The sequence below is a fragment of the Nostoc sp. LEGE 12454 genome, assembly GCF_056620565.1.
The window spans coordinates 75000-101930 of sequence record NZ_JBWQXL010000013.1 but is presented as its reverse complement, the minus strand read 5'-3'; the positions used below and the strand labels follow the sequence as shown (position 1 = coordinate 101930).

Below are 26931 nucleotides of genomic sequence, written 5' to 3'. Positions count from 1 at the left end.
GATTGTCATTGTGTCTCCGAGTCCGGCCAAGTAGTGTGATTGAGTGTAAGCGGATCAATGAAGTTAGATAAATTTTTTCAAAGCCTGCTGTTAACAGGTGCGGTTGTTGTTGTGATTAACACTCCAGCTAAAGGTGAGGAAGTACGAGAGGATATTCAAGGCCAACCTCCTACCCAGAGGGTAAGAAAATCTGCATTAGATAAAAAATTTGCGAACAGCAAATCTCCAGTACTAGCTCCCAGTAGCAAAAAATCCCAACTCCTTAAAACAAAGTCGGATAAAACAAGTAAAAATATTCGCCAACTAAGCGAAATCGAACTTCCCGCTACTAGCGCCCAAATGCTGGTACAGTCACCAACACCAACTAACCCTCCTAACTCAGAACAAAGAAATGGGGATCAACAAGTCATACCAATCACGGGAGTAAAAGTAAATCCCACAGACAAAGGTGTAGAGCTAATTCTAGAGACATCCCTTGGGGAAAAACTGCAAATAACAAATCGCAGTCAGGGGAATAACTTTATTGCTGATATTCCTAACGCACAACTGCGTTTGCCCAGTGGTGAAGCTTTCGTATTTCGTTCAGAAAAACCACTTACGGGAGTGACTGAGATTACAGTCATCAATCAGGATGCAAATACTGTCCGGGTGATGGTGGTAGGTGAAGGGGGACTACCACAAGCTGAGTTGTTTGATGGTGATGAAGGTCTGATTTTTGGAGTGACAACAACTGCTGCAACGGCGACGCAGCCACCGGTAACACCACAGAAGCCAGCAACTGAGACACCACAAGAGGAACCAGCAGCGCAACCGGATGAGCCGATTGAATTGGTGGTGACAGGGGAGCAAGATGGGTATCGCGTACCCGACTCATCAACTGGTACAAGAACCGATACCCCTCTGCGTGATATTCCCCAATCGATTCAGGTAGTACCACAACAAGTGTTGCGCGACCAACAGGTTACTCGCTTAGATGATGCACTCAGGAATGTTGCTGGTGTAACTCAAGAATTTACCAGTGGTCCAGGTGTTTACTATAGAATTCGCGGATTTGACCTAGCGAATAATAATTCGCTCAGGGATGGTTTACCCGATCCTGGGGTTGGAGATTTGGTTGAACTTGCCAATGTTGAGCGAGTCGAAGTTCTCAAAGGACCAGCATCCGTACTATTTGGCTTGGGTAGTCCGGGAGGAAGCATCAACATCGTCACTAAACGTCCCTTAAGTGAACCTTTTTATGCTATTGATGCAACAGTTGGCAGCTATAGTTTCTACAGAGGTGCGCTCGATCTCTCCGGTCCGTTAGATGACTCGAAAACCGTATTGTATCGCCTCAATACAGCCTATAGAAATTCTGGTAGTTTTATCGATTCCTACAGTAGTGAAAACTTGAGTATATCACCTGCGATCAGTGTGGCGATTGGTGAAAGAACTAACCTGAATTTAAATGCAGACTATATCGAGACTAGAGATTCTGGCTCAGGATTTGGTTTACCGACTGTTGGCACTATATTTCCGAACCCTAACGGTAAAATCCCCCGTAATCGCAACCTTACTGAACCTTCTGATGAAATAAACGTAACAATTACAAGGATCGGATATCAACTAGAACATAAATTTAGCGACAATTGGTCTTTAAGCAATGCTTTTCGGTATGGTTTAAGTAGTTACGATTCCAGACAAACAAGACCTGAAAGTTTAGATGCAAACTTACAAACTATTAGTCGTTCTTTCTCAATACTTGAACAAGATTTAACGATTTATACTCTAACAACAAATGTTGTTGGTAAGTTTACTACAGGTTCAATTAAGCATCAGCTTCTATTTGGGGTTGATTTGAATCGTTATATAAACGCAACACCAAGATTTGCATCTGCTGATGCTGCATCCATTGATGTATTTAATCCTGTTTACGGTCAACCAAGAGATGCATTTAATTTTGAAACTAGCAATAAAACAACAACAGATTCATTCGGAATCTATCTTCAAGATCAAATCGCCATAACAGAAAATTTGAAGCTGCTGTTGGGTGGGCGGTTTGATGGTTTTAAGCAAAACTCTGAAGATTTTTCTTCTAATACAGAAAGCAGCAAGTCAGATAGTGCCTTGAGTCCTCGGTTTGGAATTGTTTATCAACCCATTCCCGCTATTTCGCTGTATGCCAGCTACATCAGTTCATTTACTCCAGCACAAGGCACATATCTTTTTGGCGCTAGTTTGGCGACAGCTTTTGACCCAGAACGAGGTAGACAGTATGAGGTTGGGGTAAAGGCAGATTTAAACGACCGACTTTCGGCAACGCTTGCTTTCTATGATTTGACCCGTACCAATGTTTTGGTAACTGACCCCAATGATCAAGATTTGCAAATCCAAACAGGTGAGCAGAACAGCCGAGGGATTGAACTGAGCGTGACAGGCGAAATTTTGCCAGGATGGAGTATTTTTGCAGGCTATGCTTATACTGATGCCCGTATTACCAAGGATGCTAGTTTTCTAGTTGGAAGTCGTTTGCCCAATACCGCAGACCATTCTTTCAACTTATGGACAACCTACGAAATTCAAAAAGGTGATTTACAAGGATTAGGATTTGGTTTTGGTTTGTTTTTTGTGGGCGATCGCGCTGGAGATTTGCCAAATACTTTCGATGTACCGAGTTATGTTCGGACTGATGCAGCTATTTTCTACAACAGAGATAGGTTTAGAGTCGGACTCAACTTCAAAAACTTATTTGACGTAGAGTATTTTGAAAATACCTATTTTGGCGGTCGTGTTGGTTATGGACAGCCCTTTACAGTTCAAGGAACTATTTCGTGGCAGCTTTAATGATCGAGACAATCAGGCGACATCTTTCCTACTGGTTAATATTGGGCATCTTAGGATTTAGTTTAGTTACAGCTTGCAGTCATCACCCATCTCAAAATATATCCTCTTTACCTAAACAACCAACCGCAGAATGTCGCATGGTTAAACACACTATGGGGGAAACCTGTGTTCCCATTAACCCCCAGCGTGTTGTCACCTTATCATCATGTACTTTAGGTAATGTTCTAGCCCTTGGAGTTAAACCCATTGGTACAACTAACGAAGTTTATGTAGGGGAAAATTCTCTCTCATCCATTAATGGTAAAACGGAGGGAATAACACTATTGGGACTTGCACAACCAAATTTAGAAGCAACATTACTACTTAAGCCAGATTTGATTGTAGGTGTAGATTGGTTCAAGCCAATTTATCCTCTACTATCTAAAATTGCCCCTACAGTATTGGGTAAAATCGATTATCCTACCTGGGAAGACCATTTTAGTTTTGTGGCTGAAGCATTAGGAAAGCAAGAGGTTGAAAAAGCTCTTTGGAAACGCTACTATCAACGAATGCAACAGCTAAAACTAGCATTAGGAATTCGCTATCAAGACAAAAAAGTATCATTTATATATGTTGGGAATGGGCGAATAGCAATTGACACCAAAAACTCATTCGTTGGCTCTATTCTTAGCGATGCTCTTTTGCAGCGTCCAGCTTCACAAAATATGGATTCACCCTATGGATCATTTCCTATTTCCCTAGAGGAATTAGAAAAAGCAGATGGTGATATTTTATTTGTGACAACTTATTCAAGTGGTGGCAATCAATTTCTGGAAGAGAAACAACGAGATCCACTTTGGAAAACCCTTAAGGCTGTTAAAGAAAATCATGTTTATTATGTTGATTTTATGGCATGGGCTGCGACAAATATGCTTGGAACTGATGTAGTAATTGATGATCTCTTTAAATATCTCGTCAACACCCCTGAATCCAAATGACCAAACACACGCTATTAGTCTGCAAGTCTTGCCACCGTTCATCTGAAGAACGACCAGAAAATCCGCCTTTCGATGGTGCTATTTTAATCGATCGACTCAACACTTTATGCATCGAACAATTCCCATTTGATGAAATTAAAATTCAGCCTGTTGGATGTTTATGGGCTTGTAGTAAAGGCTGTGTTGTATCTGTATCAAGCCATAACAAAGCCACTTATCTCTTTCTCAATCTTACCCCAGAAGACAGCCCAGCAGCATTATTAGAATTTATGCAATTGTATATCAAAAGCCGTAAAGGAGTTTTAGCATGGGAACAGCTTCCTGAGCTTTTACAGTCTGCGATTTTCGCGCAAATTCCGCCTGTAAAATCATAGCTTTGGTAATATTATGTTTTTGCGATGGGGATAAATATCACTTTGGCACCCTACTTGTTATTTCATCCCTGACTGCACATTCCATAAACCAGCATAAATCCCATTCTTTTCCAGCAATTTTTCATGTGTTCCCAACTCAACTAATTCTCCATATTCCATCACATAAATACAATCAGCGTTGCGGATAGTGGAAAGACGATGGGCTATGGCTATCGTTGTTCGATTAACAGTAATCCGTTCCAAAGAACGCTGAATAGCGGCTTCAGTTTCATTATCCACTGCTGAGGTAGCTTCATCTAAAATCAAAATTGGCGGATTCTTTAGAACAGCCCTAGCGATCGCAATTCTTTGGCGTTGTCCACCAGATAATTTTTGACCCCGTTCTCCGACTATTGTCTCATAACCTTGAGGTAGGCTGATAATAAAATCATCAGCTTCGGCAATTTTTGCAGCTTCAATGATTTGTTTATCAGTAGCATCGAAAGTACCATAGGCGATATTTTCAGCAATCGTACCATGAAATAAGAATACATCTTGGCTGACCAAGCCGATACTGCGACGCAAATCACCTAGATTTAATTTTTGGATATTAATACCATCAATTGCGATTGTCCCAGAAGAAATATCATACAATCGCAATAATAATTTAACTAAAGTGCTTTTACCAGAACCTGTAGAACCAACAATAGCAATAGTTTTACCTGCGGGGATATGTAAAGATAGTTTTTTAATTACTGGCTCTCTATCTTGATAAGCAAAATTAACTTGTTTAAAGTCAACTTCACCACGCACTTTATCTATTGATAAAGATTTATCTCCCCTAGCAATTTTGATGGGAGTATCTAATAAATTCATGACCCGTTTGGTAGAAGCCATTGACCTTTGATAGTTGTCAAATATTCCTCCTAATTCTACGAAAGGCCACAATAATCTCTGTACTAAAACGAGTAAAACACTGTAACTTCCAATAGATATTTTCCCAGTATGTGTTGCCATGCCCCCCCAAAATAGTAAGGCTGTGAACCCTACTAGAATTAGCATTCTGATTAAAGGATTGAATGCAGCAGAAAGTTTAATTGCTTTGGTATTACTTTTTCTATATGCTTCGCTTTCTCCTGCCAATCTAGCGCTTTCATAATTTTCGGCAGTAAAACTTTTGATTGTGGTAATACCACTGATATTATTTGCTAGCCGTGAGTTCAGAAAGCTTACTCTTTCCCGCACCTCAGCATAACGAGCTTCCAGAAGCTTTTGATAAGTAAATGAACCCCAAATAATAAATGGTATTGGCAACATTGCTGCCAAGGTTATAGAAAAAGGTAAAATCAACAAACTACCACCAATTAAAATGATAATTGAGGTGATTATATTGATAATTTGATTAGCTCCAAAATTCAAAAAATCTTCTAGCTGGTTGATATCATCATTCAAAATTGACATCAAACCGCCAGTACTGCTTTCTTCAAAGTAAGCTGAATCTAATTCTTGTACATGATTGTAGGCATCCAAGCGTAAATTATGCTGGATATTTTGGGCTAAATTACGCCAAAGTCTATTATATGCGTACTCAGAAATTGATTCTAGTATCCAGACAATGATAGTGATAAATGAAAGCAGTAAAAATTGCCAAAATATATCTTTTACACCCAACTTGGAAAAGAAAGAATTTTGCTGCTCTACGAGAATATCTACCGCAATACCAATTAACCACGGTGGTGCTAAGTCTAAAATCGTATTGATGATAGAGCATGATGTTGCCTGCCAAATTTGTTGGCGATATTGGTTGCCATAGTTGAGCAATCGTTGTAAAAGAGAGGCTGAATTTCTTTGATTTTTAGATACTCTAGGAGATTTTGATATGATTGTCACGACAGTTTCCAGTTTCTTGTTTGTAGTTAGATGATTGATGATAGCGATATAGCGGTTATCGCTTGGTTCAGAGGGTGTAGGGGATAGGGTGTAGGATGTAGGGTGTAGGGTGTAGGGAACCCACGTTTTTAAACGTGGGATTGAAGCAATGATGCTGTATTTCTCGCGCCTACTCGATGAAATACATCTTTTTTTAAACTGGGCTTCAGACCCTGAAACTAAAGTTTTTTATTTCTACACTCCACACCCCACACCCTTTTCTTTGTGAGATACAAGAACCCCAACTCCCTCCCTGCGCTTCAATAGAGGGGAATATGATATACCTCATGCGATTAGGAAACGCTATATCTCTAGTAGAAATAGAATCAGGAATTTAAGTACATTTGTTTGTTATTTACTACTTTTCTCTTGCGTCCTATCGGTACACACATTGGCGTCTCCATCACTGGGTCAGGAATAATCCGACACTCCAACCCAAAAACCTCTTGAACCATTTCTTGAGTCATCACTAGCTTTGGTTCCCCAGCAGCAAAAATTCGACCATCTTTGATTGCAACTAAGTAATCAGCATAACGACACGCTTGATTTAAATCATGCAGTACCATCACAATTGTCCGTCTCTGATTTTGGTTCAACTCATACAACAAATCCAAAATTTCTATCTGGTGCGCCAAATCTAAAAAAGTAGTCGGTTCATCTAAAAGTAAAATTTCTGTATCTTGCGCCAACGCCATTGCAATCCAAGCTCTTTGTCGTTGTCCACCAGACAAAGTATCTAATGCTCTATCTGCCAATTCCAACAAATCTGTAATCTCTAGTGCCTGCTGCACGATTTTTTCATCTTTTGTCGACCACTGCTGTAACCAATTTTGATAAGGGTAACGTCCTTGTGCTACCAAATCTCGCACTGTTAACCCTTCCGGTGCTACTGGCCCTTGGGGCAAAATACCTAACTGCTGTGCTACTTCTTTGGTAGAAAGATTGAAAATAGACGTTCCATCAAGATAGACTGTACCCCCACGGGGTTGAAGCAATCTTGCCAGACCTCGTAACAAAGTTGATTTCCCACAACCATTAGCACCAACTAAAGCAGTAATTTGTCCGGCGGGGATTGCCAAATTTAGGTCACGGATAATCAGCGCCCCATCATAAGCTAAAGACAGACTTTTAGTTGAGAGTCCTTTCATAGATAATATTTCCCAGCTTTATTTTTTACGATTACGAATTAATAAATAAAGAAAATAAGGAGCGCCAATAGCAGCAGTTACAATCCCACAAGGAAGTTCGATAGGTGCAAATAGTGTTCTTCCTAGCAAGTCTGCCATCACAACAATCACTCCCCCCAAGAGTGCGGAAGTAGGAATCAAGGCTTCATGGGTTGCACCTACCAACTGTCGTCCTAAATGGGGCGCGATTAAACCAATAAAACCAATATTTCCGGCGGTGGCGACTCCTGAACCTGCTAAGGCTACACCTACCAGCACGAGTAAACCACGTTGCCATTCCACTTGACTACCTAAACTTTTGGCAACATCATCTCCTAAGTTAAGAGCGTTCAAATGCCTTGCTATTGTCAAAGCCATTGGCACAAAAATAATTAACCAAGGTAACAAAGAAAAGACTTGCTCCCAAGTCCGGCCGTAGACGCTCCCAGCTAACCAAACCAAAGCATTACTAACATCCGAAATTTCTCCAAAGGTAATCATCAAGCTGGTTATGGCACTGGCGATCGCAGACAAGCCAACACCCATTAAAATTAATAAAATCGGAGAACTACCGTTATTCCAAGCCAGCGAGTAAATTAAAATCGCCATCAGCAATGCACCAGCAAAGGCTGATAGAGGTAAGGTATAAATCGGTGCTGATGGAAATAGCACAATTACTGTAACTGCCGCCAGGCTCGCCCCAGCATTGATGCCGATAATACCTGGGTCAGCTAATGGATTGCGTGTCAGTCCTTGAAAGATAGCGCCAGAAATTGCCAGCGCCACTCCCACCATAAAAGCTACAAGGGTGCGGGGTAGACGTAGATTTTGAATCACGAATCGATGGTCTGGGTTTCCTGTATCTAAACCCAATATAGTTTTCACGATATCCAAAGGCGAGATTGGATATTCACCCCGCCCTATATTCATCACCATTGCCACTACAATCGCTACTGCCAAACATAACAATACGACTGGTACGCGTCGGTCGATGCGGAAAGATATCGCTTGGGAACGAATGACTAGCCAATCAAAACTCATTTTTTCACCTTTGACTTAGCTAGGTAGACAAAAAAAGGAGCGCCAACTATTGCTGTCATTACACCTACAGGTAACTCTTGTGGTTTAAACAATATACGGGCGGCAATATCTGCAACCAACAGTAAAATTGCACCTAAAACTGCACAATAAGGTAATATCCAACGATAATCGGCTTTAATGTAAAATCTCACTATATGGGGAACTACTAAACCAATGAAGCCGATTGGCCCTGCAAGGGCAACGGAACTTCCTGCTAGTAAAATTACACTGATAGCGGTAAATATTTTGATCCGAGCTGTCTGTTGACCCAAGCCTTTAGCGACATCTTCACCTAAACTCATAGTGGTGATTTGTCTACCAAGGGTAAAAGCTATAACTAATCCCATGCCGACGAAAGGCAGTAGTTGTAAGAATAAATTAAAATCTCGACCAGATAATGAACCAGCTAACCAAAATCTAACTTGTTCAAGTGTTTGTTGACTGACAATCAGGATACCGGTGGTGAAAGAAGAAATCAGAGCAGTTAACGCCGCTCCTGCTACCGTCAAATTCAGTGGGGTAGCTCCTCCCCGTCCCAGAGAACCAAGGATGTAAACTAACACTGCTGTTAATCCCGCACCCAAAAAGGCCACAAAAGCGTAAATACTTAGGGATGAACTGCCAAAAACAAAAGTTGCGACAACGACAAAGAGTGCAGCTCCCGACTCAATACCTAAAATACCTGGATCTGCTAAGGGGTTTCGCGTCAAACCCTGCATCAATGCTCCCGATACAGCAAGGGCTGAACCTACAACAATAGCAATTAGCGATCGCGGTAATCTCACGGTCTGAATAACTAAGCAATCGTAGGAACCATCAAAGGCTATAAAAGATGTCAAAATTTTGTCTAAAGGTATTTCTACTGCACCTAGCGTCACACTGTACACCAAGCAAATTAGCAGCATACATAGCCCTAAAACCAGACCAAATAAGGCTGATATTTGTGGCTGTTTCAATCCTCTAGGTGACACTGTAGTCGCTTTTATCATGATCCTGCCGTAATTTGAAAATATTACGCTCTGCTGGCTAGTTGTTTTTTCAATAGATCAATATTTGACAGTATTTTAATCATCGAATTGATAATCTTTCTTGATAAATATATAGATTACATGATTGTGTAGCCTTTTAGCCATTTTTTAAACGGAATAAAGGATACCGTTACAACTTTGATATATTTTCTCAATAAAATGGTATTGTTAGATCGACTTAAATCTGCTATAATTCTCTTTATCTCGTTCAAGTTCTCGATAGCCAGAGTAGTCAAACATACGTTGGATGACTTTTCAAATATGCTAGGACTTACGCAAAAATTGCTAAAAAGCTTAATTTATCGAACCGCCATCGCGCTTCGCGTCTCGCAGAGAAGACGCCTTCGCGTTCGCTTTAGCGTCTCTGAAAGAGAAGCGTCTCGAAGAGAAGAGCGCCGAGAATTCGTAGAGTGTGCGTAAGTCCTAATATGCTCTAAGGATTCAGGTCTAATATTTAGGAAGCAGGGATGGGCGAGACAAACGGCTAAGTCAATCCACTGATATCATGTCCGCTTGATTACTTACTAAACCCCAAGAACCCCACCCCGCCAAAGCTACGCTTCGTCTCCCCTCCCGAAGAGCGGGGAGGGGCTGGGGGTGGGGTGCAATGATTGTGGAAATCATAACTAATTACCCGGACTTAATATGATTGAGCGTTTGCTAAATATTTACTTTATAAATGGTCTCTTAGAAAATGAATGACTAGAGTCCTAACTACGAACTTACTTACTAGTCAATCAATTTGTATTAACTGGATAATACTCCTGCAATACTTGTCAATTCCATAATTTTCTCAAATTGAAAATCATGAGCTAAATTCTTAATAAAATTTTGCAGTACAGCATTTTCTGAGGGTATTTGCTCAATTAATTCTAAAATCAGGTCATCACTACATTGAGCTGCGGCAGTATATAACTGTTTCACCCATTCAGGTGACATTTCAGATAATAGATTCACTAAATCCGTCAGCGTCAATATTGATTTTGGTCTTTGTTGCTTTAGGTTTTTTAGCTGATAGCTTTCTTCTTGATAAATATATTGAACTCCCAAATATTCGCTCAACTTTTCTAGTAATTCTTCCTCGCGGAAAGGCTTGTTAATATAATCATCACAACCCGCTTTGATTATTGCCTCTCGTTGTTCCTCAAAAGCATTAGCAGTTAAGGCAATAATAATTGTTTTCCAATTTGGAATTTGGGATTCGGTATTTTTGATTGAGATTTCTTCTCTAGTTTTAATAAGTTTTGTGGCTTCGTAGCCGTCCATAATTGGCATCCGCATATCCATTAAGATCAGATGTGGTTGCCATGTCTGCCAAAGTGCGATCGCTTCAATGCCATTTATTGCTTCTTGGACTGCAAAACCGATAGATGTCAGAATTTTCTTTAACACTAAACGGCTGTCTGTGGAATCATCAACCACTAAAATACGGTATTCACTTTGAGCAGGCGCTAAACTAATAACTTGGGGTCTAGTTTGTTCAATCTGGATTTCGCTGGCTATGGCTAGACCAATTTGAATATCAAAAGTAAATTTACTTCCCTCGCCAATAGTGCTGGTGACGCTAATATCTCCTCCCATTAGTTGCACATATTTGCGGCTAATTGCTAAACCTAGTCCTGTTCCCTGTTGCGATTTCCTTCCGGTTTCAGTTTGCCCAAAAGCTTCAAAGAGTAAGTCAATTTCTTGTGGGGCAATACCACGACCAGTATCTTGTACCTCAAAGGTTAGGAATTGGGTATTGGGCATAGGAAGAGGCAGAGGTGCAAAGGGGCGGAGGGGCAGCACTTCGGCTACGCGAGGGGAAAGACTTACTGCTACTTCTCCCCTGCTCCCCTGCTCCCCTGCTCCCCTGCTCCCCTGCTCCCCTGCCTCTCCTACCCCCCAGTCCCCACTCTCCATCCCCACCCGCAGCGTCACCCTGCCAGTATCGGTAAATTTGATTGCATTTCCCAGGAGGTTAAGTAAGACTTGACGCAGTTTACTTTCGTCAACTTGGATGTATTGGGGAAGGTGAGATGTATATTCAAAGACCAATTCTAATCCTTTGGAGGTGGCGCGGAAGCGCAACATCTCTTCGAGGTTTTCCAAGAGGCGAATTAAGTCAAAGCTGTTGAGATTTAAGGTTATTCTGCCAGCTTCGATTTTAGACATTTCTAAAATGTCGTTGATTAAATTCAGGAGATGTTCGCCAGCACGATTGATGATTGCTAGATTTTGCTGATGTTCGGTTGATAAATCACGATCGTGGCTCATGACTTGGGTAAAACCGAGGATGGCGTTAAGTGGAGTACGCAGTTCGTGACTCATGTTGGCCAGGAATTCGCTTTTGGCACGATTAGCAGCATCAGCAACGATCGCAGCTTCTTGCAATGCTTGTGACTGCCTTTGAGTTTGTGCTAGCAATTGTGCCTGCTGTAAAGCAACACCCAACTGATTGCCAATTTGAACTACGATATTGATTTCTCCTGGTTTCCATTGGCGGGGATCGGAATTTTGATAACTCGCCAGCAATCCCCAAAGCTGACTACCATGTAAAATCGGAACAATAATGTAGGCTTTAGCCTGAAAGCGTTCTAAGAGGTTGATATAAGCAGGATGAAAATCAGCGTTGTAAATGTCTGACACACAGATGAAACTTGCGCCTGTGGTTACTTGCAGATCGGGATATTCCACTTGGTTATCCGCGCTATCCAAAATTTTCGCTAGACAACGCCCATCTTGTAAAACACCTTCTGTGAGATGAGGATCGTTGTTGTGTTCTTCTATGAGAGAAATCCAACCGTTACCCACCGATTCAGAAACAAATTCGCCATTCCAGTTGGGATTGAAACGATAGACAACAACCCGATCGCAGTTGAGTACTTGGCGTAATTCTTCGGTTGTCGCCGCAAATATCGTCTCTAAATCCAATGTTTGACGCATTCTTTGAATTACTTGAGCGATCGCTCTTTCTCGCTCTGCACTCTCACGCAAGGCTTCTTCTGCCAATCTTCTCTCGGTAATATCTGTAATTGTACCGATGTAGCCTTTAATTTCTCCATCATCTCTAAATTCTGGCAAAGCATGACAAATTACCCAGATGACTGTATCATCATCATGCAAGAAACGATGTTCGTACTTATAGGTTGACTTAGCGACTGTTGCTTGATTCCATGCCAACAATAGCTGCTCGCGGTCGCCTGGATGTACGGCATTTGTCCAACCTGTTCCCAAAGATTCTTCTAAACTACATCCAGTAATTTCACTCCAGCGTTGATTAAAATATAAAAAATTACCATCCACATCAGTATGAAATATACAAGCTGGTGAGGCTTCTGCTAGAAGTTGATATCGTTGCTGACCTGACTGCAAAGCTAGTTCTGCCAATTTGCGATCGTTAATATCTGCCCAATAACCAACCCATTCAATCGGGGAATTTGCTTCGTCACGAATTAACCTCATCTCTTCGTAGAACCAGTGATAAGTTCCGTCAGCGTGTAACCAACGATATTCGTAAGAAATGTACTCCTGCTTAATAAGGTGGGAAAATTTTTCTGAGATCGGTTCAATATCTTGTGGATGGACGCGATCGAGCCAAAAACTGGAGTTATCGATAAATTCCCGTGCTTCATAGCCCACCATTTCTTTAATGTTTTCACTAATAAAAGTAATGCCAAAATCCTCTGATGTTTTGCTGCTATAAATGACTACAGGGCTAGAGGTGAGCAGATATTGTAGGCGTTCGTTGACTAAACGCAGTTCTTGTTCGACGTGTTTGCGTTCGCGTAGCGCTGCATGTAGTTCGCTAATTTCTACTAAAACTGTGCCAACACCAGAGAGGCGATCGCCTTCACCAACAATCGGAAAATAAGAAGCTAAGAAGTGGCGGATAATATCTGGTTGTTCGATTGATGTGCTGCTTAATTGTTGATTAATAATCGGTTGACCAGTTATCAGAACTTGCTGATAAATTGGTTCTACTAAAGGGGCGATGTTGGGTAAAACTTCATGGATGGTCTTGCCAATATGAGCTTGCTGGGGTAGTCCATTAATCTCCGCCAACAGTTGGTTAATTTGCACAAACCGCAGCTGGTTATCTACAATATTCATACCGACAGGAGCACTGCTAAAAAAGGCATTGAGACGAGCTTCTCTGAGCGCTAATTCTTGTTCTAAAGTTTTGCGCTCAATCAACCCACCCAATTGAGCAGCAACAGCACTGACTAGCAAGAGCAAACGCCGATCTACCAATACTGAGCTACGTTTAAAAAACACTAAAACAGCTAATACTTGGTTCCCAGCCAGTATGGGAACACCAAAACCAGCTTTTAATCCCACCTTTGCAGCTTGTGGCGATCGCAAGAAAACTGGTTGTGTAACTTTAGAAACATCTTCTATCCATTCTGGTTCTTGACTCTGCCAAACTCTTCCTGGTAATCCTACTCCGAGAGCAAATTTCAAAGTTTGGCTTTGCTGGCAGAATTCTTCTAAGCTGCTCTTTTCTCCGTACCACCTCAGACTGTGTTCTAAAAAAGCCCCATCTCCATTAGGTATCCAGGCTTCACCAAAATCCCAGCCAATGGTGTGACAAATTAAGCGCAAGACCACTGCTAACGCGCTGTTGACATCACTAGCGCGATTAATAGCTTGGGTTGTCAACAGCAACAAACGGCTTTCATTTTCTGCCTGCTTGCGTTCAGTAATATCTTTGGCAGTTCCCAGTACGTACCATTGCTCATCAATCTCGATCATTTCTGCACTCAACAGTGTTGTCTTAATTTCTCCTGTTGAAGTGCAGACATCAATTTCATAGTTGCGGATGGCTTTTGCTTGTTGCAGAATGTGGGTAAGAAAATTATATTCTTCTGGATTCACCCAAATATGCAATTCTTCATCGGTGCGATCGATCACTTGAGAGCGAGAATAACCAAAAAACCGGCAAAAGCTGTCGTTTACTTCGATGTAGCGTTTGCCCCGAACAGCAATTAAGGCAATTGGATCGGGAGATGACCGGAAAGCTGATGCTAACTTTTCTTCAGAAGCCCGTCGTGCTGCTTCTGCACGTTGGCGTTCTTTTGCCTCCAATACCAAGGATACTAAATTACCCAGAGAGCGAGCGAAATTTTGATCTTCTAGCGTCCAATGATGAGTAACTTTCACTGCCTCCAGACATAAAACTCCTACGGTTTTTCCCTCCAGCCTAATGGGTGTATCGAGGATAGAGGTGATGTTTAATCTTGAGTAAGAGGCAGAAAATTCTTTAATTCTGGGATCGGTATGAGCATCATCTGCGGCGATTGATTGGTTTTGCTGCAAAGCTGCAAAATAAATTGGATAGTCTGCTGCTGATAAGAAAAGTCCTTCGCTATGTTGATTGCGACTGCCCTCAAATAGATCGAAACACTGGATTTTTATGCCTGTTGCGTCATACAGCCAGACACTAGCTCGTTCCATGCCAATATTTTTGACAGCTGTTTCTGTTATTTTACTAAAAGCTGTTTTCAAATCACCCTGATAAAGCGTTTGATTTTGTGCCAATTGTGTGAGCACGAGATTATGATTGCGGAGCTTAATCGCGCTTTCTTGGAGTAATTTTTCTACACTTCGACGCTGCGTAATATTACTAGCAGTGCCCGTCATGCCTATAACTTGACCCTCTTCGTTGCGTAATGCGATCGCATTCAACATTAGATAAAGTAAGGTACCATCTTTAGCTACACAGGTAGTTTCATGCTGAAAGATAGACTTTCCTTGAAAAACACGCTCAAAAGCTACTTTATCTTGAGCAACTTGTGTAGGTGAGATGAAATCAATTAAGGCACGCCCGATCATTTCTTGCGGTTCGTAGCCATAAATCTGCTTGACTGCTGGATTGACAAAGGTAATTAGTCCATCGATGTCCACCGACCAGATCATATCCTGGGATGTCTCCACTAGGAGCCGATACTGACTTTCACTCTTCTTCAGGGCGGCTTCGACTACCAGGCGTTCGCTTTGATAAACTTCTCTACAAAAGGCTTTGCTAATGCTAACGGGAATTTCTTTAAAAATATCTTCTATTTGTTTGTTGCAAATATTTAACTCAACTGTAATCCGTTGACGCTCTTTAATCTCTTGTTGCAACTGGGCATTTTTTTCTTTTAACTGTTTTTTCAGTCGTTGGAGAGTTAGTTGATTTTGCACCCGTAATAAAACTTCTTTAGTTTGGAATGGTTGAGTAATATAGTCAATATCGCCTAAATTTAAGACACTTATTTTTTCAAAAGAATCATCGAAAATTCCGAAAATAATTATCGGAATATCTTGAGTTTTATCATTGGCTTTCAAATATTGACATACTTGATAATCATCCCTCTTTATAATAAGAACATTTAGCAAAAGCAAATCCGGGGGAGAAGCAAGTGCTGTATTGATTGCCAATTGTCCAGAAATAACACTTTCTACCTGATAACCTTGGTGTTGAAGGATGTCTGATAAAAAATGTAAATTCTCTAAGTTGTCATCAACTAATAAAATTTTTATTTTTTGAGCATCCATATCAGTTACTAAGTTAATTTTCAATCAGGAAGAATTTATGGAATAAAACTGAACATGAAATCAGAAAGCAAAACTCTGTCACCAGATTGTAAATAAAATCATCGTCGCTTACAACCATACTTCAGCGCTGGGTGTATAGAAAAGTTGCAGATAAACTAGGATAACTGTTTATATCATGTCTGCTTGATTACTTAATTAAATCCGAAGAATTCCAAACAGCCAAAGCTACGGTGTACATACAAGTCCTAAAAATCTAGGTTGATGAGGCTTGACTCGTTCCCAGTCGGAGACTGGGAATGCATTCATTGAGTCAGAGACTCAATGTCTGACTGGAGGCAGCAGCCCCTAATCAGCCATTGCCATACTCTGTATGGGAACGAGATAAATCTGAGAACAATGGGAAATCGAGCTTTTTTCTACTAGTGTCCACACCTAGCCCTTCGCATTGGGGAGACGCCAAAAGCGTTAGCAAGTCTTCATACGGCAAGCTACGTCCAGCGTCTTTGTCAATTTAACTCTTAGATCGGGCTAGAGCTTCTGACTACAAGCGAATTTAATTAAATTTACATTACATAATATAGTTTAATTTACGATTGCCTACTTCCTTGGACATTAACTATTCTCAAGCTTTTGAGCATTTTTTTATTTGATACGGTAAATCCAACCTATGGCTGTACGGTTTACCCAACTATTTTGAGATTCTTCTTTTATTAAATTACTTACTAGAGAGAAGAAACAAAGCAAATAAAGCTCCTCTCTAAAAAACACCTCTAAAACTTTGTTTGATTACCCAAGATTGAATTAGAAAGTTAAGGAGAGATCGAAATATGGCACTCATTCGTTGGGAACCATTCCGTGAAATGGAGATTCTGCGTCGTCAAATGGATCAATTATTCTCTGAGCTTACAGCAGCCGAGCGCGGTAACTCCGAGGTTTCTGCATCACCGAGAACAGCGTGGGTTCCTGCGGTTGAATTACATGATAATGGTTCAGAGTTGCTATTAAGAGTTGAGATTCCAGGCGTGGAAGCTAAAGACCTCGATGTTCAAGTTACTCAAGATGCAGTTTCGATAGCTGGTGAGCATCGTTATGAAAAACGTTCCCAATCTAACGCCAAAGTTCATTCTGAATTCCGGTATGGCAATTTCACTAGAGTAATACCTCTACCAACCAAAGTTCAGAATCAACAAGTTAAGGCAGACCTAAAAGATGGGATTTTAATTTTGACTTTACCCAAACTCGAGCAAGAGCAAAGCAAAGTCTTTAAAGTGAATTTAGGCCAATCTCAAAGTGCTACAGCTTCTATAGAAGGTGGCAATGGCAACACACAACCCAACATAAGATCACAGCAAAGTGTTCCAACTGCTTGAGAAGATGTTGTATTTTCTCATTCCATGATTCCTATATCTCTAAAATAGGTAAATTTTGATAGAAACCCCAGCCAATGAGTTTAGCTGGGGTTTTTCTTTTTTTATTTAGCACTGTTTGAGTAAATTCAGGTAGAGGGTGCTATTCCTCTTGCAAATCAACCCAGATACTACCTTCTTCCACACGAATTGGAAATACTGGCAATGCTTTTTGTTGTGAAACCAACGAGAGTACCTTACCTACACCAGGCGGCCAGGCACACCATCCTTGTACCTCACCAGTCCGCAGGTCAAAAGCACTGCGATGGAAGGTACAAACTATTGCCCCACTTTCAGTAATTTTCCCACTTTTCAAGGGTAATTTTAAGTGGGGACAGTTGTTATCTACAGCATAAAGCTGATTTTCGTGATTCAAAAGCAAAATTTTTCGGTTGCCAACTTTCACCACTTCTCGCGTACCTGGGGAAAGTGCATCGGCTGAAAGAACTTTAGTCCAACTCATTAGGTTCTCCTCTCCTAATATATCTGCTTTCAGTTTCCCGCAATAGTGACCAGTGCGATCGCCTTTAAGTACCGGAGAGTCGAGAATGCCTATAACGGGCTTTGTCTACGCTGGCAAGATACTAAAACTATAAAATCTTACATTAAATACCATTTTTATACTGAACAAACTTATTTCTGGGTAAACTAAATAAAGCATTTACTGTCTATGTATTGCAAGGCTTGTAGCTGATAACAGATAATTCTAAGGGATATAAAAAATGATTAAGACAAGTTACGAATTTGACCAGTCTATCCTCGCCGCAGGATCTTCATTAAAGACTAATATTCTGCTACGTTTTCGTGCTGACATAGCTAAATCTCCTCGACGTAACCTTAACCTTTCGCTTGTAATTGACCGTTCCGGCTCTATGGCAGGCGCTCCCTTGCATCACGCACTCAAAGCCGCTGAGTCTGTGGTAGATCGACTTGAGCCTTATGACATTCTCTCAGTAGTTGTTTACGATGATGAAGTGGACAGTGTTGTGCCACCCCAAGCTGTGACTAACAAAGCCGCACTGAAAAATTCCATTCGCAAGGTGAAAGCAGGCGGTATTACCAACTTATCGGGGGGATGGCTCAAAGGCTGCGAACACGTGAAGACGCAACTCGATCCCCAAAAAATCAACCGTGTTCTCCTGCTTACCGATGGTCACGCCAATATGGGCATTCAAGACCCCAAGATACTGACGGCGACAGCAGGGCAAAAAGCTGAGGAAGGCATTATCACAACTACGTTAGGTTTTGCTCAGGGTTTCAACGAAGACCTGCTGATTGGAATGGCAAGGGCAGCCACAGGCAACTTCTATTTCATTCAGAGCATCGACGAAGCAACTGAAGTGTTTAGTATTGAGCTAGACAGTCTCAGAGCAGTAGTAGGACAAAACCTCAAGGTGACACTTGAATTGGCCGATGGTGTCAGCCTAGTTGATACCTTAAGTCTGGCTAAAGTTAGCCAGAATGACGCAGGTCAAGCTGTCATCACTTTAGGAGAGCTTTACGAGGATGAGGACAAACTTCTCGGTTTGAGTCTGGGGATATCAAGCGCTCAAGTTGGTGATTTACCTGTGATGAAGCTGCATTACAGCGCCGATGTTGTGCAAGATGACCGCATTCAAAGCGTTTCAGGTACGGTGGATGTCGTCGCCAAAGTTGGCACTGTTGAGGAAGCAGCTTTTGCTGCTACAAGCCATATCATTCTGGAACTGAGTCGCCTTACCATTGCTAAGGCTAAAGAGACTGGACTTAATCTCGCTGAACAGGGCAAGCATCAGGAAGCTGAACAAACCCTGCGATCGCTTGTGAAAGATTTGCGAGATAAAGGGTTGAATGAGAATTTTGAAATTGCTGAAGAAATCGATCAGCTTGAATATTTCGCTGGTCGGATTGCTCAAAAAGCTTTAGGTAATGCCGGACGGAAAGAAATGCGGGATCAGACTTACCAAACGATGACGCGCAATCGCAGCGATTTGGTAGGTCGTGGTGTCACTACTGGCGATGAAGTGTACGCCATGCCCATTGTGAATGAAGTCGGTTCAGGTGTTGAATTGCACTGCATTCGTGAAGGGGGTAAACTGCGGGTCAAAGTCATATCTGAAGGCTACGATCTAACCAAGAACATCCAGTTTCCCCGTGCCATTCGTGCCGAAGGGGCACGCTATGTTGTTGAAGGGTTGGAACTCTCAAGCGATCGCACTTTCTATCGGGTACGTGGTAAAATTACCCGTTTTGCTCAACCCGGTGAAACAGATATCTTTATTGCCCCTAGACAATCCAATCGAGCTAACACAGGTAAAGCTTCCAAAGGCCCTGCCAGTGCTGCCGATCTGCCCACAACTGACAGTGTAGGGGACAGCATTTTAGTTCAGTGTGTCAAAGATGGCAGCAAGCTACGTGCTAGGGTGGTTTCCGACGGATATGAACCAGATTGGAACATGCGTTTTCCGCGATCGGTGCGCAAGGAAGGAATGCTTTACGTCGTTGATGAAGTTAAAACCGCACCAGATGGCAAATCTTATATTGCCTGTGGTGAAATTAAGCGATTTGTCCAACCTACTTGAATTGAGGAGCAGGGGAGCAGGGGAGAAGTTGCAGTAAGTTGTTTCCCCACTGCTCCTTTGCACCTCTGCCCCTCTGCCTCTTGTCCCCAATCCTTAAAATATGCCAAGTAAATATGCCTTAGCTGACTGAGACTGTCAGGATCAAAGAGTAAAGAGTAAAAGGCAATCTATTTTGACTTTTAACTTTCTCCTTTTGTTCAACTTTCCACAACGGGAGGTTTAATCTTGACTAAATTGAAAGTTGGTATCAACGGCTTCGGTCGAATCGGGCGACTTGTACTTCGCGCTGGCATCGATAATCCCAATATTGAGTTTGTGGGCATTAACGATCTAGTACCACCAGATAATCTCGCTTATCTATTAAAGTACGATTCAACCCACGGTAAATTAAAGCATAAGGTTGAAGCCAAGGAAGACGGCATCCTGATTGACGAACATTTCATTCCTTGTGTGTCGGTGAGGAATCCAGCAGAGTTACCTTGGGGAAAATTAGGTGCAGATTATGTCGTGGAAGCTACCGGACTATTCACTGACTACGAAGGAGCTGCAAACCACCTAAAGGCAGGTGCAAAGCGAGTGGTAATTTCCGCTCCCACCAAAGATCCAGATAGAGTTACTACCCTGTTAATGGGTGTCAATCATCACCTGTTTGACCCTGGTAAGGATATCATTGTCTCCAATGCTAGCTGTACTACAAACTGTCTAGCTCCCATAGCTAAGGTCATTAATGATAACTTTGGGTTGACTGAAGGCTTAATGACCACAGTCCATGCTATGACTGCCACTCAGCCAACTGTAGACGGCCCCAGCAAGAAAGACTGGCGGGGTGGTCGAGGTGCATCCCAAAATATTATTCCCTCCTCCACAGGCGCAGCTAAAGCCGTAGCACTGGTTTTACCAGAATTGAAGGGCAGGTTAACTGGGATGGCATTACGAGTTCCGACTCCCGATGTCTCTGTAGTTGATTTAACTTTCAAAACAGCCAAAGCCACCAGTTATCAGGAAATTCGTGCTGCTATGAAGGAGGCTGCCGCAGGTTCACTAAAGGGTATCTTGGGCTACACTGATGAGGAAGTAGTTTCCACAGATTTTCAAGGCGATACCCATTCCAGTATCTTTGATGCAGGTGCTGGGATTGAGTTGAATTCCAACTTCTTCAAGGTAATTGCTTGGTATGACAACGAGTGGGGCTATTCAAATCGCGTCATTGATCTGATGTTGTCTATGTCACAAAAGGAAAAACTCGCGCCGACAGCGGCTGTGGTTTGATTAGTCATTAGTCATTAGTCATTGGTCATTAGCTTTTGACTGCTGACTCTTGACTAGAGACTTTTGGGATTTGGGTCAAATGGTAAATACTCCGAAAATAAAACGGAATCTAGTATTTTTATTTAGCAAACCAGTGATATGAAGCACGTGTGAATTTGGATGCTTGGTGCGATGTCTACGACGGGCTACGCCTACGCTCAAAGCATCCAAATTTGCAGGTTACTCCTCAACCCCCAATCCCTATGCGTCGAACCAAAATCATTTGTACTGTTGGCCCGGCTACATCTGCACCTGAAAAGCTGCAATCTTTGGTAAAAGCTGGAATGAATGTGGCACGGCTGAATTTTTCCCACGGAGCTTATGAATTCCACGCCCAAACGGCTCACTATCTCAGGCAGATTAGTACTGAGCAGCAAAAGCCGATCGCCATTATGCAAGACTTATGTGGCCCTAAAATTCGCTTGGGAACTTTACCACCGGAAGGCTTAAATTTAGAAGCTGGTACTGAAGTTACCTTTGTTTTGCAAGAAAAGGGTGAGAGTATTGACGAACTACCCCTACCATTGCCGACTTTATTTGCAATGGTGCGACCTGGCGAACCGATTTTAATTAATGATGGCCGTGTCAAATTGATAGTTACCGATCGCGATGCCGATCGCATTCGCGCCCAAGTGAAAAATGGCGGGTTAATTTCTACGCACAAGGGAGTAAACCTGCCCCAAACTCCTTTACCTGTCAGTTCGATCACCGAAAAAGACTTGCTGGATCTGCGTTTTGGGATTCAGTTGGGTGTAGACTGGGTAGCGGTGTCCTTCGTGCGATCGCCACAAGACTTAGAACCCGCCAGACGCATGATTGAAGCCGCTGGTGCTTCGATTCGCTTGATTGCCAAAATCGAAAGAGCAGAGGCAGTAGAAAACTTTGATTCCATTCTGAAAGTTGCCGACGCGATTATGATTGCCCGTGGCGATTTAGGGGTGGAAGTGCCAATTCACGAAGTACCCCTAATTCAAAAAGATATTATTCGCCGTTGCAATCGTGCTGGCAAGCCGGTGATTACAGCCACCCAAATGCTAGAGTCGATGATTAGCGCCCCCGATCCCACCCGCGCCGAAGCAACCGATGTTGCTAACTCGATCTTGGATGGAACAGACGCGGTAATGCTTTCTGGTGAAACAGCTGTCGGACAATATCCTATCGCCGCCGTCGAGATGATGCACAACATCGCCGTGCGGACAGAACAAGCTCTCGATGAAGGTAGCAAACATGCTTGGTGTCATGAAGCAGGCAGTCTCAGCGTTACCGAATCTGTGGCAGAATCCGTCTGTCGCATCGCCTATGAAACAGGCTCACGGGCAATTCTTTGTAATACTTCATCAGGAAATACGGCGAGAATGGTGTCTAAATATCGGCCGACTTCTCCCATTATTGCCCTCACTTCCGACATCACCGCTTATCGCCAGCTAGCACTTTCTTGGGGTGTGGAGGCTTTGCTGATTCCACCAGTCCACAATGCTGAAGAGATGTTTACCAATGTGGTGAACACAGTTGTAGACATGGGTTTAGCGAATAAGGGCGATAAAGTAGTAATTACCTCTGGTGTTCCAATTGGTAAATCGGGCACAACTAGTTTAATCAAAGTGCATTCCATTGGACAGCCAATTTCGGCATAAGGCACTTAGAATAAGGCTGTGGCTCAAGATAGTAAGCAAAATTGGGCAATGATTAAGAAAAATTGCCAGAATCAGAATTGAAGGAAGAGTAAAGAGTGTAAAGAACTGGGGAATAAGTAAATCCTGTAACATTCATCACGGAGTATTTTATGTCTAAGAATTTACTGGAACAATTGCGACAAGTGACTGTTGTAGTCGCAGATACAGGGGATATCCAGGCAATTGAAAAATTCAAGCCCCAAGACGCTACCACCAATCCTTCGCTGATTACTGCTGCGGCACAAATGCCAGAATATCAGGGAATTGTCGATCAAACTTTACTCCAAGCACAGAAAGATGCTGGAGCCGGAGCCTCCCAAGCACAGATAGTTTCTCTAGCTTTTGACCGTTTGGCAGTTGCCTTTGGATTAAAGATTTTGCAAATCATTCCCGGTCGCGTGTCTACGGAAGTGGATGCTCGCTTGTCCTACGATACCGAAGCTACTCTGACTAAGGCACGGGACTTAATTGCTCAGTATAAAGCCGCTGGAGTTGGCCGCGATCGCGTTTTAATTAAAATTGCCAGCACTTGGGAAGGTATTCGCGCTGCGGAAATTCTTGAAAAAGAAGGTATTCACTGTAACCTTACCTTGTTGTTTGGTCTTCACCAAGCGATCGCCTGTGCAGAAGCCGGGATCACCCTAATTTCTCCCTTCGTTGGCCGGATTCTTGACTGGTACAAAAAAGATACCGGACGCGATAGCTACCCAGCAGCCGAAGATCCAGGTGTTTTGTCTGTCACCAAAATCTACAACTACTACAAGAAATTTGGCTACAAAACCGAAGTTATGGGAGCTAGTTTCCGTAACGTTGGTGAAATTACTGAACTTGCAGGTAGTGATTTGTTGACAATTTCGCCATCGCTTTTGGCTGAATTGCAAGCAACCATTGGAGAACTGCCACGCAAACTTGACCCTGCGAAGGCAGCAAGCTTGGAAATCGAAAAGATATCCATTGACAAAGCTAGCTATGACAAGATGCACGCTGCCGATCGTATGGCAACTGACAAACTAGACGAAGGTATTAAAGGTTTCACCAAGGCACTAGAAGACCTTGAGAAACTTTTGGCAGACCGACTCGTTCGCCTGGAAGGAGAGGTAGTGGCAACCCATTAGAGACTTCCAATTAAAAAACATCCAAAGTAGTGTGCGTTACGGCTTAAGCCGTAACGCACTTCAAATATTATGTCTGGGTAATTAATTATGATTGCCATAGTCATTTCATTCCACACGCCAGTCGTTCATCGAGGAAACCCCGACAAGCAACAGCAATGCTTGTCTGCGTAGGCGTAACCCATCGTAGACATCGCACCAAAAATTTACGCTGCGGACATGATATGACTCTTTTAATCTTCGTGGTCATCGAACGGATCGTTCAATTCCTTGCTAGGAGGGCCAAAGGAGGTATAAATAGAAACTCCGGTGATGGCAATCACCACGGCAGCCACAGAAATGCTAAGAACTATTGCGGGTTCCATAATTGAGAGATAGATGATGAGTGCTATTCTTATAGAATATTACAGAAGATTAAAAAAAGCTTTGGCAAGTAATCTTAGGTGAACTATGGCACAAAGGACTAGGTTGGGAGATATCCTGAAACCACTTAACTCTGAGTATGGGAAAGTGGCTCCAGGTTGGGGTACTACCCCTGTTATGGCTGTTTTTATGGCGCTATTTTTGGTTTTTCTGCTGATTATTCTGCAACTTTACAATAAATCACTGTTGGTTCAGGATGTATTTGTCGATTGGCGCAGTTTAGGACGCTAACGCATACACAGCGAGCGAGTTTGGATAACAAGTTAAGTTACACCCGGTTCTTCCGGGTTTTTTTGTGAGTTGCGATTTCCGACTAGACTAACTATATATGTGAGTTTCTGTAGTGGTTTTAGAGTTTACAGGAGACAAAAAATGAATATATTTGGTATCGGTCTGCCAGAAATGGCTGTAATTATGGTAGTAGCGCTGTTAATCTTTGGCCCAAAAAAGCTACCAGAGATCGGTCGAAGTGTGGGCAAAACAATTCGTAGTTTCCAAGAAGCTTCCAAGGAGTTTCAAAACGAGTTTCAAAAAGAAGCAGAACAGTTAGAAGAAGTTGTACAGACTACTGCTGAATTGGAACCTAAACAAATCCACCCTGCTAAATCTGAGCAGGATACCGCTAGTTCTTCCCAACCTAGCTAGTAGTTTGTCAAGTTCGTAGTGAGTTAGCGCGGTCTTGGGGGTTTCCCCCATGAGCGACTAACGAACCCGAAGGGTAAGGGCTTTAGTCCTTATTTTCTAAGCACTAAAGTGCTTGCTACAAACCCTTTATTACTAGCTTAGACATTGTACTAGAAGAGTGCTGCATATCAATTGACTGTAGGCAAAATGACAGAAGCTGTTACGCAACCAGCTTTGGTAATTCCACAACTAATCGTCGGGTTAGGGAATCCAGAAGCTAAGTATGACCAAACACGCCATAATATCGGTTTTGCTGCTTTAGAAACTCTCTCTCGTTCTTGGCGCATTTCCTTAACAGAAAACCGCAAGTTTCAGGGTGAGTATGGCGAGGGTATGGCCCCAGGTGGAGGCAAAATTCGCTTGCTAAAGCCGTTAACTTATATGAATCGCTCAGGACAAGCAATACAAGCGGTGACAAGTTGGTATAAATTATCGCCTGAGTCAGTGTTGGTAATTTATGACGATATGGATTTGCCCTTGGGAAAAACTCGTTTGCGCTTATCTGGTTCGGCTGGGGGACATAACGGTATGAAAAGTGCGATCGCACATCTTAGTAGCCAAAACTTTCCCCGTTTACGCATTGGTATTGGTAAACCCAAAGATGCAGCTAATAACGATGATTCTGGTGCTATCTCTCATGTCCTGGGGCGATTTTCCGCCACCGAAAATCAGCAGATGTCTCTTGTACTTCAGTTCGTAGTTGAGTGTATTGAACTAAGTCTCAAGCAGGGAGTAGAAAAGGCGATGAATGTTTGTAATAGCCGCACCATTAATAATTCTGAGTCTTAGGGCTGGATGAATACTATCCTATCAGCCGATTAAAGAAAGCTAACCGATGTTTAAAGGCGCTTATTTTGGTTGATGGGCAGCGATTATAGCTTGCTCCATCTAACCAAGATAAAGTCTCTAACGCTCTCTACATATAGGAAAAGTAACTCATTTACACCCTAATTAGCGGTGCGGCAGACTTTGCTTAATGTTTGTATGAATAATGGCGCAAGCGCTATTGCCTGTTTTCGGTCATAACCTCAAGCAACGCCGATATCACACCAAATAGGTTTATTTAAAACGTCTTGTGCGTCTAGCTGCCACTGCCTTACGTTTGCGTTTTTCTATTGGTGTTTCAAAGTGCCGATGATATTTTACATCAGCTAATATCCCAGCTTTGGAAACCTGGCGTTTAAACCGACGCAAAGCTGAGTCTATTCCTTCGTTCTCTCCTAGAACCACCTGGGTCATTCTTCCCTTTTCCTCATCATCAATAGTTTCCATTCTAATATTACCCTCAACCTTAGTAAAACTCCTCTGAGCTAAAGTCATGATTAAGAGGCTATTCGTCCGGTTGAGGCGGGTTCTGTGTGCTTCTGCCTCTTGAAATCGGTACTTAACTAAAAGTTAATCTAAGTGCCCTAATGCACTCTCAGAACCAATAGAGAAGATGGAGAAATTATAATAGTAAATTTTTTTGACTATACTCTGAACTGGGGAATAATGTAATCTTAGTTACTAAGATACATGATGAAAACAGATTTTAAAAGTTGATTCTGCCCTCATTTAGTAATTTATATCCAGTTGCTAATGCTGTAAAAGCAATTATGAAATTCCATAAGCTAGTTGGCTTTAAAATAACTCCACCACTTAAGAAAACTAGTACTATGCCAATGCCTAGAAAAATCCATCCCAAGTTACCAGTTTCTCTCTGGAAAAAGACTAATGCTAATATACCTATCATTGTTGCCAAAACGGAAGCTGTAGCAGGTAAGCTCCGATAAAAATATGAATAGTAACCGCTAACAAATATGATGTTTTGACCAAAAAAGTATAATCCTGTGAAAAGTAGAATTAAACCTGTAAGTTTGATTAACAACCTGCCCATGATATTTTGATAT

20 protein-coding genes are annotated in these 26931 nt (G+C 42.2%); 11 read left to right on the top strand and 9 right to left on the bottom strand.

Annotation, left to right across the window (positions count from 1 at the left end):
* Nucleotides 1-57: 57 nt before the first annotated feature.
* Genes AC1F2U_RS16530 through AC1F2U_RS16520 form a run of 3 tightly spaced genes read left to right on the top strand, consistent with a single transcriptional unit; the run spans nt 58 to nt 4174 of the window.
* Nucleotides 58-2823, top strand: coding sequence for a TonB-dependent siderophore receptor (locus AC1F2U_RS16530; RefSeq protein WP_480262072.1), 2766 nt, complete (start codon nt 58-60; stop codon nt 2821-2823).
* Entirely contained in the window at nt 2811-3800 is a 990-nt protein-coding gene (locus tag AC1F2U_RS16525) for an ABC transporter substrate-binding protein (RefSeq protein ID WP_480262071.1), read from the top strand. The genes AC1F2U_RS16530 and AC1F2U_RS16525 overlap by 13 nt, the downstream gene beginning before the upstream one ends.
* Nucleotides 3797-4174, top strand: coding sequence for a DUF1636 family protein (locus AC1F2U_RS16520; protein ID WP_480262070.1), 378 nt, complete (start codon nt 3797-3799; stop codon nt 4172-4174). Before AC1F2U_RS16525 ends, AC1F2U_RS16520 begins: the two co-directional genes overlap by 4 nt.
* Nucleotides 4175-4231: 57 nt before the next feature.
* Here AC1F2U_RS16520 and AC1F2U_RS16515 read toward each other — a convergent pair whose 3' ends face one another.
* From AC1F2U_RS16515 to AC1F2U_RS16495, 5 genes are all read right to left on the bottom strand, one after another.
* Nucleotides 4232-6043 (bottom strand): ABC transporter ATP-binding protein, encoded by a 1812-nt coding sequence (locus tag AC1F2U_RS16515; RefSeq protein ID WP_480262069.1) that lies wholly within the window; start codon nt 6041-6043, stop codon nt 4232-4234.
* A 365-nt stretch (nt 6044-6408) separates the two neighbouring features.
* On the bottom strand, nt 6409-7230 hold the full coding sequence (locus AC1F2U_RS16510; RefSeq protein ID WP_480262068.1) for an ABC transporter ATP-binding protein: 822 nt from the start codon (nt 7228-7230) through the stop codon (nt 6409-6411).
* An 18-nt stretch (nt 7231-7248) separates the two neighbouring features.
* A complete protein-coding gene (locus tag AC1F2U_RS16505; protein WP_480262067.1) occupies nt 7249-8289 on the bottom strand; it encodes a FecCD family ABC transporter permease in 1041 nt (346 codons plus the stop codon).
* Nucleotides 8286-9317, bottom strand: coding sequence for a FecCD family ABC transporter permease (locus AC1F2U_RS16500; protein WP_480262066.1), 1032 nt, complete (start codon nt 9315-9317; stop codon nt 8286-8288). Before AC1F2U_RS16500 ends, AC1F2U_RS16505 begins: the two co-directional genes overlap by 4 nt.
* 786 nt (nt 9318-10103) lie before the next feature.
* A complete protein-coding gene (locus AC1F2U_RS16495) occupies nt 10104-15875 on the bottom strand; it encodes a PAS domain S-box protein (RefSeq protein ID WP_480262065.1) in 5772 nt (1923 codons plus the stop codon).
* 827 nt (nt 15876-16702) lie between these two features.
* Between AC1F2U_RS16495 and AC1F2U_RS16490 the strand changes: the two genes are divergently transcribed.
* Nucleotides 16703-17245 carry an Hsp20/alpha crystallin family protein gene (locus AC1F2U_RS16490; RefSeq protein ID WP_480262064.1) on the top strand — a complete coding sequence of 181 codons (543 nt, stop codon included), beginning with the start codon at nt 16703-16705 and terminating at the stop codon, nt 17243-17245.
* A gap of 139 nt (nt 17246-17384) precedes the next feature.
* Here the strand turns inward: AC1F2U_RS16490 and AC1F2U_RS16485 are convergent, their stop codons facing one another.
* The gene (locus tag AC1F2U_RS16485; RefSeq protein ID WP_480262063.1) at nt 17385-17744 is read right to left on the bottom strand and encodes a Rieske (2Fe-2S) protein; all 360 of its coding nucleotides are present in this window, start codon (nt 17742-17744) and stop codon (nt 17385-17387) included.
* Nucleotides 17745-18003: 259 nt separating this feature from the next.
* Here AC1F2U_RS16485 and AC1F2U_RS16480 point away from each other — a divergent pair, with 259 nt between their 5' ends.
* From AC1F2U_RS16480 to AC1F2U_RS16465, 4 genes are all read left to right on the top strand, one after another.
* Nucleotides 18004-19842 carry a vWA domain-containing protein gene (locus AC1F2U_RS16480; protein ID WP_480262062.1) on the top strand — a complete coding sequence of 613 codons (1839 nt, stop codon included), beginning with the start codon at nt 18004-18006 and terminating at the stop codon, nt 19840-19842.
* A gap of 225 nt (nt 19843-20067) precedes the next feature.
* The gene (gap, locus tag AC1F2U_RS16475) at nt 20068-21111 is read left to right on the top strand and encodes a type I glyceraldehyde-3-phosphate dehydrogenase (RefSeq protein WP_480262061.1); all 1044 of its coding nucleotides are present in this window, start codon (nt 20068-20070) and stop codon (nt 21109-21111) included.
* A gap of 242 nt (nt 21112-21353) precedes the next feature.
* Complete coding sequence (pyk, locus tag AC1F2U_RS16470; RefSeq protein WP_480262114.1) at nt 21354-22784, top strand: pyruvate kinase; 1431 nt, start codon at nt 21354-21356, stop codon at nt 22782-22784.
* Between the two features lie 149 nt (nt 22785-22933).
* A complete protein-coding gene (locus AC1F2U_RS16465) occupies nt 22934-23938 on the top strand; it encodes a transaldolase (RefSeq protein ID WP_480262060.1) in 1005 nt (334 codons plus the stop codon).
* A gap of 230 nt (nt 23939-24168) precedes the next feature.
* On the opposite strand, the gene psbN is transcribed toward AC1F2U_RS16465, so the two are convergent.
* Nucleotides 24169-24300: a photosystem II reaction center protein PsbN gene (gene psbN / locus AC1F2U_RS16460; protein WP_292866665.1), complete on the bottom strand. Its 132-nt coding sequence runs from the start codon at nt 24298-24300 to the stop codon at nt 24169-24171.
* A gap of 85 nt (nt 24301-24385) precedes the next feature.
* Here psbN and psbH point away from each other — a divergent pair, with 85 nt between their 5' ends.
* From psbH to pth, 3 genes are all read left to right on the top strand, one after another.
* Nucleotides 24386-24589, top strand: a complete 204-nt coding sequence (psbH, locus tag AC1F2U_RS16455) for a photosystem II reaction center phosphoprotein PsbH (protein ID WP_194046672.1) — start codon at nt 24386-24388, stop codon at nt 24587-24589.
* A 141-nt stretch (nt 24590-24730) separates the two neighbouring features.
* Complete coding sequence (locus AC1F2U_RS16450) at nt 24731-25003, top strand: TatA/E family twin arginine-targeting protein translocase (protein WP_094348881.1); 273 nt, start codon at nt 24731-24733, stop codon at nt 25001-25003.
* Between the two features lie 186 nt (nt 25004-25189).
* Nucleotides 25190-25831: an aminoacyl-tRNA hydrolase gene (gene pth / locus AC1F2U_RS16445; RefSeq protein ID WP_480262059.1), complete on the top strand. Its 642-nt coding sequence runs from the start codon at nt 25190-25192 to the stop codon at nt 25829-25831.
* A gap of 270 nt (nt 25832-26101) precedes the next feature.
* Here pth and rpsU read toward each other — a convergent pair whose 3' ends face one another.
* Nucleotides 26102-26281: a 30S ribosomal protein S21 gene (gene rpsU / locus AC1F2U_RS16440; protein WP_069073049.1), complete on the bottom strand. Its 180-nt coding sequence runs from the start codon at nt 26279-26281 to the stop codon at nt 26102-26104.
* A gap of 292 nt (nt 26282-26573) precedes the next feature.
* Nucleotides 26574-26918, bottom strand: coding sequence for a hypothetical protein (locus tag AC1F2U_RS16435; RefSeq protein WP_480262058.1), 345 nt, complete (start codon nt 26916-26918; stop codon nt 26574-26576).
* Nucleotides 26919-26931: the final 13 nt, after the last annotated feature.